Here is a 15,842-nt window from a genome sequence, read left to right as displayed (position 1 = left end):
CGATGAAAAGGGAGAGTGCGGGCGGACGGGGTGGTCCGCCCGCACGGGTGGTCGCCTACTGGAGAGCGGCGTATTCGTCGTTGAGCTTCTTGGCCACGGTGGCGGCGTCGGAGGTGCCGTTGAGGAGCTCGACCGCGATCTGGTTGATGGCGGTGGTGAACTCGGCGGGCAGGCCGTTGTCACCCTGCTCGATCGAGAAGGCCGGGGTCACCGTGCCGTCCTGGACCGCCTTCTCGTAGATGGCCAGTGTCTCCTTGAAGAGCGGGCCCATGTCCGCCGGCGGCTTGTAGCCTGCGACCGTGTTGAACGTGCCGTCGGCCTTGGTGAAGGCGTCGGAGGTCTCCTTGTCCTTGGTCCACTCCAGCGCGAACTTCTTGGCCAGCCCGACGTTCTCGGCCTTGGCGCTGACGCTGATGCCGCCGCCGGTCAGGTTGGGCACCACGGCCTTGCCGTCGTCGCTCGGCCAGGCGAAGACGCCGACCTCGAACGGCGGCTTGTCGTTGTCCGCCGAGGTGGCGAACCATGAACCCATCGGGTACATCGCGGCCGACCCGGCCCGGAAGGCCTTCTCGTGGTCGGCGTAGGACCGGCTGGTGCCCTCCTTGTCGAGGTAGCCGAGCTTGGCCAGCTGCGCGATCTTCTCGGTCGCCTTGACGAAGGCGGGGTCGGTGAAGTTCTTGGCGCCGGACCTGATCTCCTTGTCGAAGCCCGGGTCCCGCATGAAGACGTCGGTCCCGAGGACGCCCACCCACGAGTAGACGCTGGCGAAGGTGTCCTGGCCGCCGCCGCCGACCGCGATCGGGGTGATGCCGGCGGCCTTCAGCTTGGCGCAGGCGTCGAGGAACTCGGCCCAGGTGGCCGGCACCTTGCTGATCTTGGCCTTGGCGAAGTCGTCCTTGTTGTAGTAGAGGAGCGACTGCGGCTGGGCATTGGTGGGCAGCTGGTAGACCTTGCCGTTGATCGCGCCGGACGTCGGGTAGGCGTAGTCCTTCAGCTCGTCAGGGGTGAACTCGGCGAGCTGGCCGCCTTCGGCGAATCCCTGCGGGTTGACCGCCATCATGATGTCCGGGAGCTGGCCCGAGCTGGCCAGCTGCTTGGCGTAGGTGGTGCGGTCCACGTTCGGGGTGACCAATTTCTTGATCTTGATCCCGGGGACCTTGGCGGAGACCCGCGCGATCGCCGAGTCCCACAGCGTGGCGGGCAGGTTGGGGGTCTCGAACGTGAGCATGGTCATCTCGGCGGGGCCGCCGGAGGAGGATCGCGCGCTCGTACCACCGCTGGCGCAACCGGCGAGAGCCAGTGTCGTGAGCGTCGCAGCGGCGACCGCCCCTCTCCAACGTGCTGCCATGAGTGTCCCTTCGGTCCTGCTGTCGCCGAGCGGCAGGGTTCCAGCGTCGTTGATCGCGAACTGTAATATGCAGATAGGTTAGCGTTATTGTCGCCGCGAGCATAAGGATCCCTGATCGGATGAGTCAAGACAGAGAAGCAGCCGCCCGGCTCGGAGACTCGTCGTTGCTCCGACGCCTGAACATCGCCGCCGCCCTCGGCGCGTTCATCAAGTCCCCCGCCCTCACCCTGCGGGAACTGCGGGCGGTCATCGGCGTGTCACGGCCGACCGCGGAGGATCTGCTCGCCGAACTCCTCGATGACGGCCGGGTGGAGGAGACCGCGCCGCCGCGGCAGGCGAGGGGGGCGGGGCGCCCGGCCCGCTATTTCCGCTTCCGCGCCGAGTCCGGCTACGTCAGCGGGATCGACATCGGCGCGCACAAGACGCTGGCCGTGGTGACCGACCTGCGCGGCAACCCGCTCGCCTCCCACCGGCGGGAGCTGGATCCGGAGCTGGACGCGCCCGAACGGCTGCGGGCCGCGGTGGAGACCGCGCGGGAGTGCTGGCGCGTCGCGGGTCTCGACCCCGCCGAGATCACCGGCGCGGCCTGCGGCGTGACCGGTACGCTGCGGGCGCCGGAGGGCGTGTTCGACGTGGCCGTCAGCCAGGCCGGATCGGGGCTGACGCCCTACTCCCTGCCCGGGTTCACCAAGGTGGACGTCGCCGCCACGCTGGAGGCCGGCCTCGGGCTGCCGGTGGCGGTGGCCAACGACGTCAAGCTCGCCGCGCTGGCCGAGCAGTGGAAGGGCGCCGCCCAGGACCACCGGGACATCGTCTACATGTTCGCGGGCCACCGGGCCGGCGCCGGGGTCCTGCTCAACGGCCAGGTGCACCAGGGCAGGCACGGCGCGGCCGGCGAGATCGGGACCCTGCCCATGCTCGGCTGGGAGTCCGCGGTGGCCCGGCTGCACGCCCGCGGCGCCGAGCTCGCGGCGGGCAGCGCCTCGGCGGCGGGGCGCGAGGGCGAGCTGGTCATCGCCTCCGCGGCCCGGCAGGACCCGGAGAGCCTCGCGGTGCTGATCGAGTTCGCCGAGGTCCTCGCGCGCGGCGCCGCCGTGCTCGCGCTGGCGGTGGACCCGGAGATCGTCGTGCTCGGCGGCGGCATGTCACGCGGCGGGGCGATCATCGCCGAGCCGTTCCGCCGCGAGCTGGACAAGTTCACCCTGTTCCCGATCGAGGTGGTCATCTCCACGATGGGCGCCGACTCGGTGGCCGTCGGCGCCGCCCGGCTGGCCCTCGACACGGTCCTGAACTCGTTGCTCGAAGTACCCGGTATTGATCCGAGGTCTTGACCGTCGGCCGCCGCCGGTGGATCATCGGGATTCCGATTAGGCAATGCTGTTTGCATTATTCGCCCGATCGTTCCAACGAGAAAGCCGATGGTCATGAACCTCCCCCCATCCGCCCGAAGCGGCCCCGGACGCCGGTGGTCGCCCCGGGCGGCGTCCCGATCCCGGCGCCTGGCCGGGATCGCCCTCGCCCTGGCCCTCTCCCTCGTGGCGGCGCTGTTCGGCGCGGTGCCCGCCGGCGCCGAGGTCGAGCACCCGCGCCAGCAGTGGATGCGTGAGTCCACGGCCGGCCTGTTCCTGCACTGGGGCATGTTCACCGCTCCCCGTCACACCGACTGCGCCGCCTGGGAGCGCGACGTGACCGACGGCGGCTGGACCCCCGACTACTGGATCGACGAGGCGAGGAAGCTGCGCGCCTCCTACGTCGTGCTCACGACGTTCCACAGCCGGCTCGGCTACGCCCGGCCCTGGCCGTCGGAGATCCCCGGCAGCTGCTCGACGAAGCGTGACTTCCTCGGCGAGCTCATCAACGCCGGCAAGGCCAAGGGCGTGCACGTCCTGCTCTACATGACCGACGACCCGCAGTGGCACAACGAGGCCGGCGTCGAGACCCTCGACTCCGCCGCCTACTCCGCCTACAAGGGCCGGCAGGTGAACCTCACCACCCGCGACGGCTTCGGCATGTACAGCTACGACCTGTTCCACGAGGTCATGGACAACTATCCCGACCTGTCCGGCTTCTGGATCGACAACGACAACGCGTACTGGGAGCGCAACCACCTGTACGAGCAGATCCGTGAGCAGCGGCCGACCTGGTTGTTGAGCAACAACAACGAGGACACGCCGATCATGGACACGGTCAGCAACGAGCAGAAGACCGGCATGACCCCGGCCTACGACTACCCGGCGGCCACCTACACGCCGATGCCGCGCCTCACCGAGGCCGACTACAAGCTGCCGACCAGCGGCCAGTGGTGGTACGACGGCAAGGACAACGCGGTCGACGTCCCCCTGAACGTCGGCCGGTACATCGCCAACGCCGGCTCGTCGATCAAGTCGCTGATGGCCGAGACCGCGATGGTGAACGGCAGGTTCCCGCCGAGCCAGGAGAAGTTCAACGACTTCATGGACACCTGGCTGCCGCCGATCTGGTCCTCCATCTCGGGCACCGAGGGCGGCGGCTACATGTACGGCGGCATGCAGCCGGGCTTCTGGAACGACGGCGCCCACGGCGTCATCACCGTCGCCGACGCGGCCAGGACCCAGTACGTGCACGTGCTGACCAGGCCCAAGAGCCAGGACCTGGTCCGGCTGCGGGACAACGGCTACCGGGTGACGCAGGTCACCGACGTCCGGACCGGCGCGCCCCTGAGGTTCACCCAGTCCGGCGGCTACCTGTCCATCCTCGGCGTGACCAACTGGGACACCTACGACACCGTCTTCCAGGTCCGCACCTCCGGGCAGCAGCACTTCCTCCCGTCCTCCGCGATGCGGGCCACGGCCTCGGCCGCGAAGGAGGGCTTCCCCGCCTCGAACGTCGTGGACGGCGACTACACCACCTACTGGGACAGCGACGGCGACCAGCCGGTGTCGGTGACGCTGGACCTCGGCAAGCGCCGCAAGGTGGCCTACCTCGCGGTCAACCAGCGTGAGTGGTCGCCCACCCACGCCCGCGAGTCGTTCGGGCGGGCCGAGGACTCCGCCCGGATCATGAACTACCGGGTCCACGCCAGCAACGACGGCCGGAACTGGGGCGAACCCGTGCGTACGGCTGCGATGCGCAGCGCCCGCGGCGTGCAGTTCATCGACCTCGGCAAGCAGGACGCGCGCTACCTGAAGCTCGAAGTGCTGGACACCTGGAGCGGCGCCCAGGCCAAGCCGTTCTACAAGCAGCTCAGGATCGACGAGATCCGGGTGGCGACGGACTACCCGGTCCGCGACGCCGACGGCATGCCGCTGGAGGCGGAGGCCGGGGCCAACGACCGCGACGGCAAGGCCCGGGTCACCGTTTGCGACGCCTGTTCCGGTGGCAAGCAGATCACCGGGCTGGGCGGCGGCGGCAACGCCGTCACCTACCGTGGGGTCCAGGCCGCCGCGGCGGGGACGTACCAGCTCGAACTGGACTACACCGCGGCCGAGGCCGGCTCCTTCTCGGTGAGCGTCAACGGTGACGCGCCGATCAAGGAGAGCGTCGCCGCCACCGGCGTGGACGTTCCCCTGGACGCGTCGATCGCCGTGCCGCTGGCCGCCGGAGCGAACACGATCAAGGTGTTCAGCGACGACGGGCAGGGCCCCGGCCTGGACCGGATCGTGGTGGGGCCGATGCCGCCGGCGTCGTACGTGCCGAGGACCACGATGACCGTGGCCCCGGCCGGCGTGGTCTGGGTCGGCCCCGGGCAGCAGTCCGTCGAGATCTCCGCCAAGCTCCGCCTGGACGAGGACACGGTCGACGACGTCCGGCTGGCGCCCGTGGTGCCGGCGGGCTGGACCCTCGAAGGCGCCCCGGTGACCGCCGCCAACCTGCGGCTCGGCCAGTCGATCGAGGGCACCTGGACGGTCACGGGACCGGCCGGCGGCCAGCAGGGTCCCGTGCAGGTGCCGGTCAAGGCGGACTTCCGGACGGTCGGCCTGCCGCACAGCGTGTCGAAGGCGGTGCCCGTCCAGGTCCGTCCCGCGGACCGCGTCTTCATGCGGGAGGCGGAGAGCTCGCTGAACGACCTCGGCAGCGCCGGTGTCACGAGCTGCTCGGCCTGCTCCGGTGACCAGAAGGTGCGCAACATCGGCGGCTCCGCCGACGCGTCCGTCCGCTTCGACGACGTCGTGGTGGACCGGGCCGGCGACTACCAGCTGTACATCGACTTCACCGTCAACGGCGACCGGTCGTACTTCGTCACCGTCAACGGCGGGACCCCGATCGAGGTGCCGGTCAGCGGCGTGGGCAACAGCACCGTGTACACGCAGGCGGTGACCGTCTCCCTGAACGCGGGCGGCAACACGATCGTCATCGGCAACGACGACGACTCCGCCCCCGACCTCGACCGCATCTCCCTGGCCGGGTAACCCCGCCGCGCGCAAGAGCGAACCGGCGGCCGCCCGGTGGGAGCACGACCGCTCCCGCCGGGCGGCCGCCCGCGCTTCCAGGTCACGGGGTGACGCGGAAGGTCACGTCCTGCCGGTCGGTGGCTCGTAGTCGCTGTTTCGCCCGTCGGGGTAGGGTTTCTGCCCATGCGATCCGCGGCTTCCGACGGCCCTCCCCTCGACCCGGCCCTGCTCCTCACCGATCCGCACGCCGCCTACGACCGGCTGCGGGGCGCCGGACCCGTACATCGGATCCCGGGTCCCGACGGCTCGCCCGCCTGGCTGGTCACCCGGCACGACGACGTCCGCCGGCTGCTGGCCGACCCGCGGTTGTCGCTGGACAAGCGGAACTCCGGCGCCGGGAACTACCGCGGGTTCGCCCTCCCCCCGGCGCTGGACGCGAACCTGCTCAACATGGACCCGCCCGACCACACCCGGCTGCGCCGCCTGGTCACCAAGGCGTTCACCGCCCGGCGGACGGAGGAGTTACGGGGTCCTGTGCAGCGGATCGCCGACGAGTTGCTCGACGCCATCGAGCCGCTGGGGCGAGCCGACCTGATCTCCTCCTACGCCGCTCCCCTGCCGATCAGCGTCATCTGCGAGCTGCTCGGCATTCCCCCGGGCGACCGGGCCGACTTCCGGGCCTGGAGCGACGCCCTCATCACCCCCGACCCCGCGCGGCCGGAGGGCATGAAGCAGGCGATCGGCGAGATGGTGCGCTTCGTCGGCCGGCTCATCGCCCGCAAGCGCGCCCATCCGGCGGACGACCTGATCTCCGGCCTGATCGCCGCGCGTGACGGCGGCGACCGGCTGAGCGAGGACGAGCTGACCTCGCTGGTGTTCCTCATCCTCTTCGCCGGATACGAGAACACCGTGCACCTCATCGGCAACGCCACGCTCGCCCTGCTGGAGCACCCGGAACAGTTGCGGGCGCTGCGCGCGGACCCGAGCCGCCTGCCCGCCGCGGTCGAGGAGCTGGTCCGCTTCGACGGGCCCGCCGCGCTGGCCATCCGCCGTTTCCCGGTGGAGGACGTGGAGATCGGCGGGACGGCCATTCCGGCGGGCGAGACGGTGCTGCTCTCCCTCGCCTCGGCCGGCCGCGACCCGCGCCGCTTCGCCGACCCGCACCGCCTCGACCTGAGCCGCGCGGAGGTCGCCCATCTCGCGTTCGGGCACGGCATCCACCACTGCCTCGGCGCGCCCCTGGCCCGGCTCGAAGCGGGGGTCGCCCTGGGCACGCTGCTGCGGCGCCTGCCGGGCCTCGCGCTCGGCGTCCCCCGCGAGGAGCTGGCCTGGCGGCCGACCATCCGCGCCCGCGGCCTGGTCAGCCTGCCCGTGACCTACTGACCGAACGTCCCCGGCCGCGGCTGGGCACCGGGCGCGCGGCGTTGCGGGTAGCCGGTGCCCGGCACGGGCGGAGCCTCGCCGCCGGGCGCGGGCGATTGCGGGTAACCGGTGCCCGGTAGAGGCGGTGTGTCGCCGCCGGGCGGACGGGTGTGGGGCTGGGCGGTGGTGCCGGTCGGACGCGGACCGGGCTGGGCGTGGGTGCCGGGCGCGTCCTGGCGGGGGACGTCACCGCGCCAGGCGCCGGTCTCGCCGCCGCGCGACTCGATGAACTCCTTGAAGCGCCGCATGTCGCCCTCCACGCGCATGCGGACCAGTTGCAGCCAATCGCCCGCGGTCTCGACGAATCCCTCGGGGTCGTACTCCATCTGGAGCGTGACCCGGGTGGTGCCGTCGTCGAGGGGGTGGAAGGTGACGGCTCCGGCGTGGCGCGGCTTGTCGAGCGTGCGCCAGGCGACGCGCTCGTCGGGGTGCTGGTCGGTGATCTCGGTCTCGAACTCGCGCTTGACTCCGGCGATCTCGGCCAGCCAGGCGGCGCGGGTGTCGGTGAGCTGCCTGACTGATTCCACCCCTTCCATGAATTCGGGGAACGTCTCGAACTGCGTCCACTGGTTGTAGGCGACACTGATCGGGACACGGACATCCAGGGAGTAGTCGATCGTACTCATGACCTTGCCGCTGCCCGCATGCCGGCCGGACTAACGCCCTGCCGTAGCCGGGCCGCTCAGGACGCCCGGTTATCGGACAATCCCCGCCGGAGGCGTGCCGGTCCCCGCTACGGCGTGACGTCGCTCAGCCCGGTCTGGTAGGCGATCACGACCAGTTGCGCGCGGTCGCGCGCGCGCAGTTTCCCCATCGTGCGGCTGACATGCGTGCGTGCCGTGGCCGGGCTGAGGAACAGCGCGGCACCGATCTCCTCGTTGCTCATCCCCTGCCCCACCAGGGCGAGCACTTCGCGCTCGCGCTCGGTCAGCACCGCGAGCCGGTCCTGGCCGGACCTGGCGGCCCTGCGCTGCGCGGTGAACTGGCTGATGAGGCGGCGGGTGATCCGGGGCGCGAGCAGCGCGTCACCGGCGGCGATCACCCGGATGGCGTGCAGCAGCTCGGCGGGGCCGGCGTCCTTGAGCAGGAACCCGCTCGCGCCCGCCTGCAGGGCCTCGAAGACGTTCTCGTCGGTGTCGTAGGTGGTGAGGATGAGAACCTTGACCTGCTCCAGCCCGGCGGTCTCGGCGATCTGGCGGGTGGCGCGGATCCCGTCCAGCCGGGGCATGCGGATGTCCATGAGGACGACGTCGGGGCGGGTGGCCCGGGCCAGTTCGACGGCTTCCGCACCGTTGGTGGCCTCGCCGACCACCGCGATGTCGTCCTCCAGGTCGAGCAGGACCTTGAAGCCGGACCGGACCAGACGTTCGTCGTCGGCGAGGACCACCTTGATCGGCGGCTCGGGGCTCACAGGTGCGACCCGAGCGGGACGAGCGGCAGGCGGGCGGTGACCTCGAACCCGCCACCGGGACGGGTCTTCGCGTCGAGCTCGCCGCCGAGCAGCTGGCAGCGTTCGCGCATGCCGGCTATCCCGCGGCCGCTCGTCGGGGAGCCGCCTGCGGGAGCGGACAAGAAGGCACCGCCTGCGAGAGCAGGCGAGAGGGCGCGGCCCGCGGGAGCGGGCGAAGGGGCACGGCCTGCGGGAGCGGGCGAAGGGGCGCGGTCGGCGGGAGCGGGCGAAGGGGCGCGGCGGCCCTCGTCGATCACCCGGATCCGCAGGGCGTCGTCGCCCGGTTCGAGCACCACCGTCACCCGGGTCGGGCCGACGTGCCGGATGACATTGGTGATCGACTCCTGCACGATGCGGTAGGCGGCGCTGCCCACGGCGCTCGGCAGCGGCGTCACCGGCGACGCCTGCTCGATGGCGATGTCGAGCCCGGCGTCGCGGGCCTTTCCTGTGAGCTCGTGGATCTGGTCGAGCCCGGGGTAGGGTTCGCGCTCGTCGCCGTCGCGCAGGACGCCGAGGATGGCGCGCATCTCGCGCAGTGCCCGCGAGCTGGTCTGCTCGATGGTACGCAGTGCCTCGCGCGCCTGCTCCGGTCGCTTGTCGAGCACGTGCGCGGTGACACCGGACTGCACGTTGATGATGGCGATGGCATGCGCGACGGTGTCGTGGACCTCGCGGGCGATCCGCAGCCGTTCGGCGCCGACCCGTGCCCTGGCCTCCTCCTCGCGGGAACGTTCCGCCAGTTCGGCCCGCTCCAGCGCGTCGGCCGCGATGACCCGGCGGGAGCGGACGGACTCGCCGAGCGTCGCGCTGATCGCCGTCGCGCCGATCCGCAGGAACACCCACCCGAGGCCCACGCTCGGCTCGACGTCCATCGCCGGGATCATCCACCCGATGGAGAGCACCGTGGTGCCCATGCCGGCGACGAGCAGCGAGCGGCGCCCGTCACCGTAGGCGGCGACGGTGTACATGGCGATGAAGAGCGCCAGGCAGGAGAGCCGTTGCGGGTAGTCGAGAGCGAAATAGACCAGGCTCGCCACCGCCGTGATCGCGAGCACCGTGACAGGCCACCGGCGGCGGGCGACGACGGCCACGCCGCTCACGACCAGCAGGACGTAGCCCGCGCTCCCGAAGTCCGTGACCGGCCTGGCGGCCGGCTCGGGGAGAACGGCCGCGTAGTCCGCGACGCTCTGCACCTGAATCACCGTGACGAACACCGCCAGCAGCACGTCCGAGAACCAGGCCGGCCGGCGTGATAACCAGGCGGACAGTTGTCCCGGCACCGCTCGCAGATCCATGCCGCGATCGTACGGGATCAGCGAAAGCTCACGCTGTCGCCCGGACGCGCGCCCGCCTACGACGACCGGCGTAGCCCGGCGCCCTTCCGCTACGCCCATTCACGTAGACGGCGTCACCCGCCGTCCGAAGCGGAGCAGCCCCGGTCGGCGCGACGCTGACCGGCATGAGCAAAGTCATCATCGGCCTGGCGGGTCTGCTGCTGGGCGCCGTCGTCGTACAGTTCTACCTGGCCGCCGTGGGCGCGTTCGATCCCGCGCCCACCGAGGAGGCCTTCCAGCCGCATCGGGTGCTCGGATACTCGATCCTCGCCCTCGCGGTCGTGGTCACGCTCGTCGCCGCCGTGGCCCGGATGCCGGGACGGCTCATCGGGACGGCGGGCCTGCTCGTCGGGCTGGTGCTGGTCCAGGCGCTGATCCGGCAGGTGGCCGCGTCGTTCGGCGACGCCTCGGCCGTCGGCCCGTTCGTCTTCGGCCTGCACGCGGTCAACGGGCTGCTCATCATGGGCGTGATCGAAATGATCATGCGACAGGCACGGCAGGTCTCCCAGAAGGCGGCCGAACCCACCCATGTGGCGTCATGACCACCGCCACCCTGACCATCCTGGACCTGGCCGTCGCGCTGCTGTGCGTCGTCGCGTGGTTCGCGGCGGGCGTCACCATGGCGCTGCGGCGCGCGGGGCCCGCGCTGGCCCTCCTGGTCGCGGCGCTGCTGGTGACGCTGGCCAGGGCGGTGTCGGTGGCGGTGCTGGCCGGTCGGGGCTGGTGGTTCGTCCAGGAGAAGGTGCTGCTCGGCCTGCCGATGCTCGTGGTGGCCGCGCTGGCCGCCGCCGTCGTCGCCGGTCCCCGGCTGCGCGCGCGGGCCGCGCAGCCGGCGGGCATCGACGTCGCCGGCGTCGTCGCGCTGCTCACCGCCGCCTATGCCGCGCTGGCGAGTTTCGTACTGACCTTCCTCATCGGCTATCCCCTGACCCTCGGCACCGCGCTGATCACGGTCGCGGCGGTGCCGGCGGGCGCGCTGCTGACCGTGCGAGCGCTTCCTCGGCCGGACCAAGCCGGGGAACGGGAGAGCGGTCCGGAGCGCGCGGGGGTTTCGCGGCGCCGTTTCCTCGGTGTCGCCGGTGGCGTGGTCGTGGTCGGTGCCGCCGGTACGGGGGCCGGTCTGTCGGTGCGGCCCGGCGCGACGGTGACCCACGGGGGCGGTCACGGTCCGGCCTCGCGCGCCGCCGTACCGGTGACCGAACTGCGGGGCGCCGCCGCACCGGGGCCGGGCGGCGTCCGGCGGGCGCACGTCCTGACCGCCAGGAAGGCCACCGTACGCCTGGAGTCCGGGCGCGACATCGACGCGTGGACCTTCGACGGCACCGTGCCCGGCCCGCGGATCACGGCCACGCAGGGCGATCTCATCGAGGTCAGGCTGGTCAACCACGACATCGACGAGGGGGTGACCCTGCACTGGCACGGTTACGACGTGCCGTGCGGCGAGGACGGCGCGCCCGGCGTCACCCAGGACGTCGTGGCGCCCGGCGGCGAGTTCGTCTACCGCTTCCGCGCCGACCAGGCGGGCACGTACTGGTATCACACCCACCAGACCTCCCACCTCGCCGTACGCCGGGGCCTCTACGGTGTCCTCGTCGTGCACCCCCGGGGCGAACAGGACCCCGGCCACCTGGACCTGACCCTGCCCGTGCACACCTTCGACGGCACGGTCACGATCTCGGGCGGCGCCGAGCACCTCGCACCGGCCGGCACCCCGGTACGGCTGCGGCTGATCAACACCGACTCCGAGCCGCACCGGTTCGCGCTGGCGGGCACGTCGTTCCGGGTGGCCGCCGTCGACGGCCGCGACCTCGACCGGCCCGGCGAGATCAGCCGGCACGCGCTGCGCCTGCCCGCGGGCGGGCGCTACGACCTGGTGTTCGCCATGCCGAGCACGTCCGTGGCGCTGGCAGTCGACGACCACGCCGCCACGGTCCGGCTGCGGCCCGGGGCCGGCGCCCCCGACAGCGAAGCGTCCGCTCCGGACACCACGGGCTGGCCCGAGCTCGACCTGCTCGCGTACGGAACCCCGGCCCCGCCCCCGCTGCGCGCCGACGCCGCCGACCGGCACTTCACCCTGGTGCTCGACCGCGGGCTGGCCATGGTCGACGGGGCGCCGGCGTTCGCGCAGACCGTCAACGGCCGCGGGCACCCGTCGATCCCCGACCAGCTCGTGGCCGAGGGCGACCTCGTCCGGTTCACCGTGGTCAACCGGAGCCTCGAGACCCACCCCTGGCACCTGCACGGCCATCCGGTGCTGGTCCTGTCCAGGGACGGGAAGCCCGCCTCGGGCAGCCCGCTCTGGGTCGACACCTTCGACGTCCGTCCAGGAGAGGTGTGGGAGGTCGCGTTCCGGGCCTCTAATCCGGGCGTCTGGATGAACCACTGCCACAACCTGCCGCACGCCCATCAGGGAATGATGCTGCGGCTCCGCTACGACGGCGTGACCACGCCCTTCGGCGGCTCGCACTCGGCCGGGCCGAGTCACGCCCACTGACAGCAGGAAAGGAAGGAATCGCGGTGACGAGGACGATGGGTGCGCGGCCAGGGCTCACCCTTGCCGCTGTATCGGTCGTGCAGTTCATGGTGTCGGTGGACCTGTCGGTGGTGAACGTCGGTCTCCCGCAGATCGCCGCCGGTCTCGGCTTCAGCCCCGTGGGCCTGACCTGGGTGATCCACGCCTACGCGCTCACCTTCGGCGGGCTGCTCCTGCTGGGCGGCAAGGTCGCCGACCGGTACGGCCACCGGCGCGTCCTGCTGCCCGGACTGGCCCTGTTCGGCCTGGCCTCCCTCCTCGGCGGCTTCGCCCAGGAGCCCGGCCAGCTGATCGCCGCCCGCGCCGCGCAGGGCATCGGGGCCGCCGCGCTGGCTCCGGCCGCGCTGGCGCTGCTGACCGCGGCCTTCCCCGCCGGCCGGGCCCGCATCCGGGCCTTCGGCGTGTGGAGCGCGATGAACGCCGCCGGTGGCGCCCTCGGCGTCCTGATCGGCGGGGTGCTCACCGAGTACGCGAGCTGGCGCTGGGTGATGTTCGCCAGCGTGCCGATGGCCGCCGCCGCGCTGGTCCTGGCCCTGGGGGTCGCCGCCGGCCCACCGCCCGCTCGCGGCGGACGCCCGGACGTGCTGGGTGCCGTGCTGGCCACGGCGGGCATGGCCCTGCTCGTGTTCGGCGTCGTCCGTACCGACCAGTACGGGTGGGCCTCGCCGGTCACCCTGGCGACGGTGGCGGGCGCCGTCGCGTTGCTGGCCGCGTTCGTCCACGTCGAGCGGACCACCTCCCGCGACCCGCTGATCCGGCTCGGCCTGCTGGCCAACCGCTCGGTGTCCGGCGCGAATCTCTACAACCTGCTGCTCGGCGCCGCCATGGCGTCGTCCTTCTACTTCATGTCCCTCTATCTCCAGCAGGTGCTCGGGACCGGCCCGGCCCTGACCGGGGTGGAGTTCGTGCCCTTCGCGCTCGGCGTGGTCGCCGGCTCCGTGCTCGCCGTCAGACTCGGCTACCGGCTGGCGCCGCGGACCCTGCTGGTCGCCGGCGGGCTGCTGGCGGCGGCCGGGTTCGCCTGGTTCGGCCTGATCAGTGCGGACGGCGCCTTCATCACTCACGTCCTGGGGCCCTCGATCGTCGCCGGCATCGGCTTCGGGCTCTGCCTCGGGCCGCTCGTCAACACCGCGACCGCCGGCGTCGCGCCGCACGAGAGCGGCATGGCCTCGGGCCTGCTCAACAGCGCACGCCAGATCGGCGCCTCGCTCGGGCTGGCCGTCCTCGGCACCGCGGCCCACGAACGCACCGGCCGGATCACCACGCCGGAGACCCTCAGCGACGGTTACGCGTTCGGCCTGGTCCTCGGTGCGGTGCTCCTGGTCGCCGCCGCCCTCGTCGCCCTCGCCGTCCTGCGCCGGGCCGGCGGGCCGGCACGGGCGGAGCAGGCCGGCGACCGCCCCTCGCTCGTCGCCCGGGGCTGACCAGCACCCGTCGAAAGATCATCGCAGGAAGGATGCCCGGCGTGACCGTCACCCCGATCGAGCTCTTCGCGTCCTACATCCACCTTCACCAGGGCGGCAAGGTCGACGCCTGGAGAAGGCCGCTGGACTCCGGCCAGGACGGCTGGCAGCTGACGGCCTTCCATGCCAAGACCGCCGCCGACGTCCACGCCGACCACTGGGAGGTCCATCCCGAGTCCGAGGAGATCGTGTCCTGCCTCATCGGGAAGATCCGCCTCTACCTCCGTCCCGAGCGGCCGGGGCAGGCGGAGGAGGAGATCAGGCTGATCGCCGGAACGGCCGCCATCGTTCCGCGCGGGCGCTGGCACCGCATCGAGCTGGACATCCCCAGCACCATCATGGTCGTCACCCTGCCGAGGGGCAGCCGGCTGGAGAAGCGGGCCGAACCCCTCGAATCCGGCCCGCCACCGGCCTGAGGCAAAGTGCCCCAGGGCCCAGGAACGGCATGGGAGCCCCCGGTCCGGGTCGCAGCGGCCTCACGCGCGGGTGGCCCGGACGTCCACGTCCGATGCTCATGACCGGCTTGCCTCAGATCATCGCGTTGACAGGCAGCCGTTTGGGTGCATATCGTCAAAGGCAGCCAAAAGGCTGCATGAAGAACGAGAGGACATGGACGACGTCTTTCGGGCGCTGGGAGATCCCAGTCGCCGGCTACTGCTGGACCGGCTCAACGAGCGCAACGGACAGACCCTTCGCGAGCTGTGCGCCGGCCTGGGCATGGCGCGGCAGTCGGTGACCAAGCACCTGGCCATCCTTGAGGCGGCCAACCTGGTCACGACCGTGCGGCGGGGGCGGGAGAAGCTCCACTTCCTGAACGCCGTGCCCATCAACGAGATCGCCGAGCGCTGGATCAGCCGCTACGACCAAGACCGAGTCCGCGCCTTGGCGGACCTGAAACGAGCTCTGGAGGGGACCCCCATGTCAGACCGGGGATTCGTGTACACGACCTACATCAAGACGACACCGGAACTGCTGTGGCAGGCGCTGACGGATCCGGCTTTCACGATGCGGTATTGGGGGGTGGCCTTCGAGACGGACTGGCGGCCGGGCTCGGAGATCACCCTGAGGCTCAAGGAGAGCGGGGCCGAGATCAAGGATCCCGCCCAGGTGGTGCTCGAATCCGAGCCCTGTCGCCGGCTCTCCTACACCTGGCACACCTTCACCCGCGAGTGGGCCGAGACGTACGGCCTGAGCGAGGAATACCGGGCCCGCATCGCCGACGAGCCCAGGTCGAAGGTGACGTTCGACATCGAACGGGACGGCGATGTGGTCAAGCTGACCGTGACCCATGACGGCTTCGAGCAGGACAGCGCCGTGCTCGGGGCGGTCAGCGAGGGCTGGCCGCACATCCTGGCGAACCTGAAGACCATGCTGGAGACGGGCGAGCCGCTCGTCGAGGAAACGCGAGAGGACAAGTGACGTGTCCGCCGGCAAGCTCGAAATCTCCACGATTCCCGCAGTCAAGGTCGGAATGCTCATCCGCCGGAAACCGGCCGAGGTGTTCCGGGCGATCGTGGACCCGGACATCACCACCAGGATCTGGTACACCAAGAGCAGCGGCAAGATGACCCCGGGCGCCGAGCTGCTCTGGGAATGGGAGATGTACGGGGTTTCCAGCCACATCTCCGTCGAGGAGGTGGAGGAGAACAGCCGCGTACGGTTCACCTGGAGCGGCTACACCCCCGAGAGCCGGACCACGGTGGAGTTCCGTTTCGTCCCGGCGCCGGGTGACACCACCTACGTCCAGATCACCGAGACCGGGTTCACCGGCAGCGGCGACGAGGTCGTCCAGTACGCCATCGACTCCACCGGCGGCTTCACGTTCCTGGTCAGCTCGCTCAAGGCCTTCCTTGAGCACGATCTCGCCCTCGGGCTCGTCGGCGACGCCCACCCGGAGGGTGTGACGGCGTGAGGCCCGCCTG

General features: G+C 71.5%; 13 protein-coding genes. 9 read left to right on the top strand and 4 right to left on the bottom strand.

What is annotated here, in order from left to right; genetic code table 11:
• Positions 1 to 55 precede the first annotated feature (55 nt).
• Positions 56 to 1,348, bottom strand: coding sequence for an extracellular solute-binding protein (locus tag BLS95_RS12035; protein WP_090930978.1), 1,293 nt, complete (start codon positions 1,346 to 1,348; stop codon positions 56 to 58).
• A gap of 119 nt (positions 1,349 to 1,467) precedes the next feature.
• On the opposite strand from BLS95_RS12035, the gene BLS95_RS12030 reads away from it, so the two are divergent.
• The 3 genes from BLS95_RS12030 (at position 1,468) to BLS95_RS12020 (ending at position 7,101) form a co-directional block, all read left to right on the top strand.
• Positions 1,468 to 2,679, top strand: coding sequence for an ROK family transcriptional regulator (locus BLS95_RS12030; RefSeq protein WP_090930977.1), 1,212 nt, complete (start codon positions 1,468 to 1,470; stop codon positions 2,677 to 2,679).
• Positions 2,680 to 2,766: 87 nt separating this feature from the next.
• Complete coding sequence (locus tag BLS95_RS12025; protein ID WP_090930976.1) at positions 2,767 to 5,736, top strand: discoidin domain-containing protein; 2,970 nt, start codon at positions 2,767 to 2,769, stop codon at positions 5,734 to 5,736.
• 165 nt (positions 5,737 to 5,901) lie between these two features.
• A complete protein-coding gene (locus BLS95_RS12020; RefSeq protein ID WP_090930975.1) occupies positions 5,902 to 7,101 on the top strand; it encodes a cytochrome P450 family protein in 1,200 nt (399 codons plus the stop codon).
• Here BLS95_RS12020 and BLS95_RS12015 read toward each other — a convergent pair.
• The 3 genes from BLS95_RS12015 to BLS95_RS12005 form a co-directional block, all read right to left on the bottom strand.
• The gene (locus BLS95_RS12015; RefSeq protein ID WP_090930974.1) at positions 7,095 to 7,766 is read right to left on the bottom strand and encodes an SRPBCC family protein; all 672 of its coding nucleotides are present in this window, start codon (positions 7,764 to 7,766) and stop codon (positions 7,095 to 7,097) included. The genes BLS95_RS12020 and BLS95_RS12015 overlap by 7 nt on opposite strands.
• 107 nt (positions 7,767 to 7,873) lie before the next feature.
• Positions 7,874 to 8,551 (bottom strand): response regulator transcription factor, encoded by a 678-nt coding sequence (locus tag BLS95_RS12010; protein WP_090930973.1) that lies wholly within the window; start codon positions 8,549 to 8,551, stop codon positions 7,874 to 7,876.
• Positions 8,548 to 9,885 (bottom strand): sensor histidine kinase, encoded by a 1,338-nt coding sequence (locus BLS95_RS12005; protein WP_090930972.1) that lies wholly within the window; start codon positions 9,883 to 9,885, stop codon positions 8,548 to 8,550. Before BLS95_RS12005 ends, BLS95_RS12010 begins: the two co-directional genes overlap by 4 nt.
• Before the next feature lie 164 nt (positions 9,886 to 10,049).
• Between BLS95_RS12005 and BLS95_RS12000 the strand changes: the two genes are divergently transcribed.
• The 6 genes from BLS95_RS12000 to BLS95_RS11975 all read left to right on the top strand — a co-directional run bounded on the left by BLS95_RS12000 (position 10,050) and on the right by BLS95_RS11975 (position 15,832).
• Complete coding sequence (locus BLS95_RS12000; RefSeq protein WP_090930971.1) at positions 10,050 to 10,466, top strand: DUF6220 domain-containing protein; 417 nt, start codon at positions 10,050 to 10,052, stop codon at positions 10,464 to 10,466.
• On the top strand, positions 10,463 to 12,418 hold the full coding sequence (locus BLS95_RS11995; RefSeq protein WP_090930970.1) for a multicopper oxidase family protein: 1,956 nt from the start codon (positions 10,463 to 10,465) through the stop codon (positions 12,416 to 12,418). Before BLS95_RS12000 ends, BLS95_RS11995 begins: the two co-directional genes overlap by 4 nt.
• A gap of 23 nt (positions 12,419 to 12,441) precedes the next feature.
• Entirely contained in the window at positions 12,442 to 13,881 is a 1,440-nt protein-coding gene (locus tag BLS95_RS11990; RefSeq protein ID WP_245764992.1) for an MFS transporter, read from the top strand.
• Positions 13,882 to 13,922: 41 nt separating this feature from the next.
• A complete protein-coding gene (locus BLS95_RS11985) occupies positions 13,923 to 14,336 on the top strand; it encodes a cupin domain-containing protein (RefSeq protein ID WP_090931053.1) in 414 nt (137 codons plus the stop codon).
• Between the two features lie 193 nt (positions 14,337 to 14,529).
• Positions 14,530 to 15,339 (top strand): ArsR/SmtB family transcription factor, encoded by an 810-nt coding sequence (locus BLS95_RS11980; protein WP_090930968.1) that lies wholly within the window; start codon positions 14,530 to 14,532, stop codon positions 15,337 to 15,339.
• A gap of 1 nt (position 15,340) precedes the next feature.
• On the top strand, positions 15,341 to 15,832 hold the full coding sequence (locus BLS95_RS11975) for an SRPBCC family protein (RefSeq protein ID WP_218135703.1): 492 nt from the start codon (positions 15,341 to 15,343) through the stop codon (positions 15,830 to 15,832).
• Positions 15,833 to 15,842: the final 10 nt, after the last annotated feature.

The sequence above is a fragment of the Nonomuraea jiangxiensis genome, from assembly GCF_900099965.1.
GTDB lineage: Bacteria > Actinomycetota > Actinomycetes > Streptosporangiales > Streptosporangiaceae > Nonomuraea > Nonomuraea jiangxiensis.
Note: the sequence above shows the minus strand (reverse complement) of the source record. Positions and strands in the feature narration are given on the sequence as shown.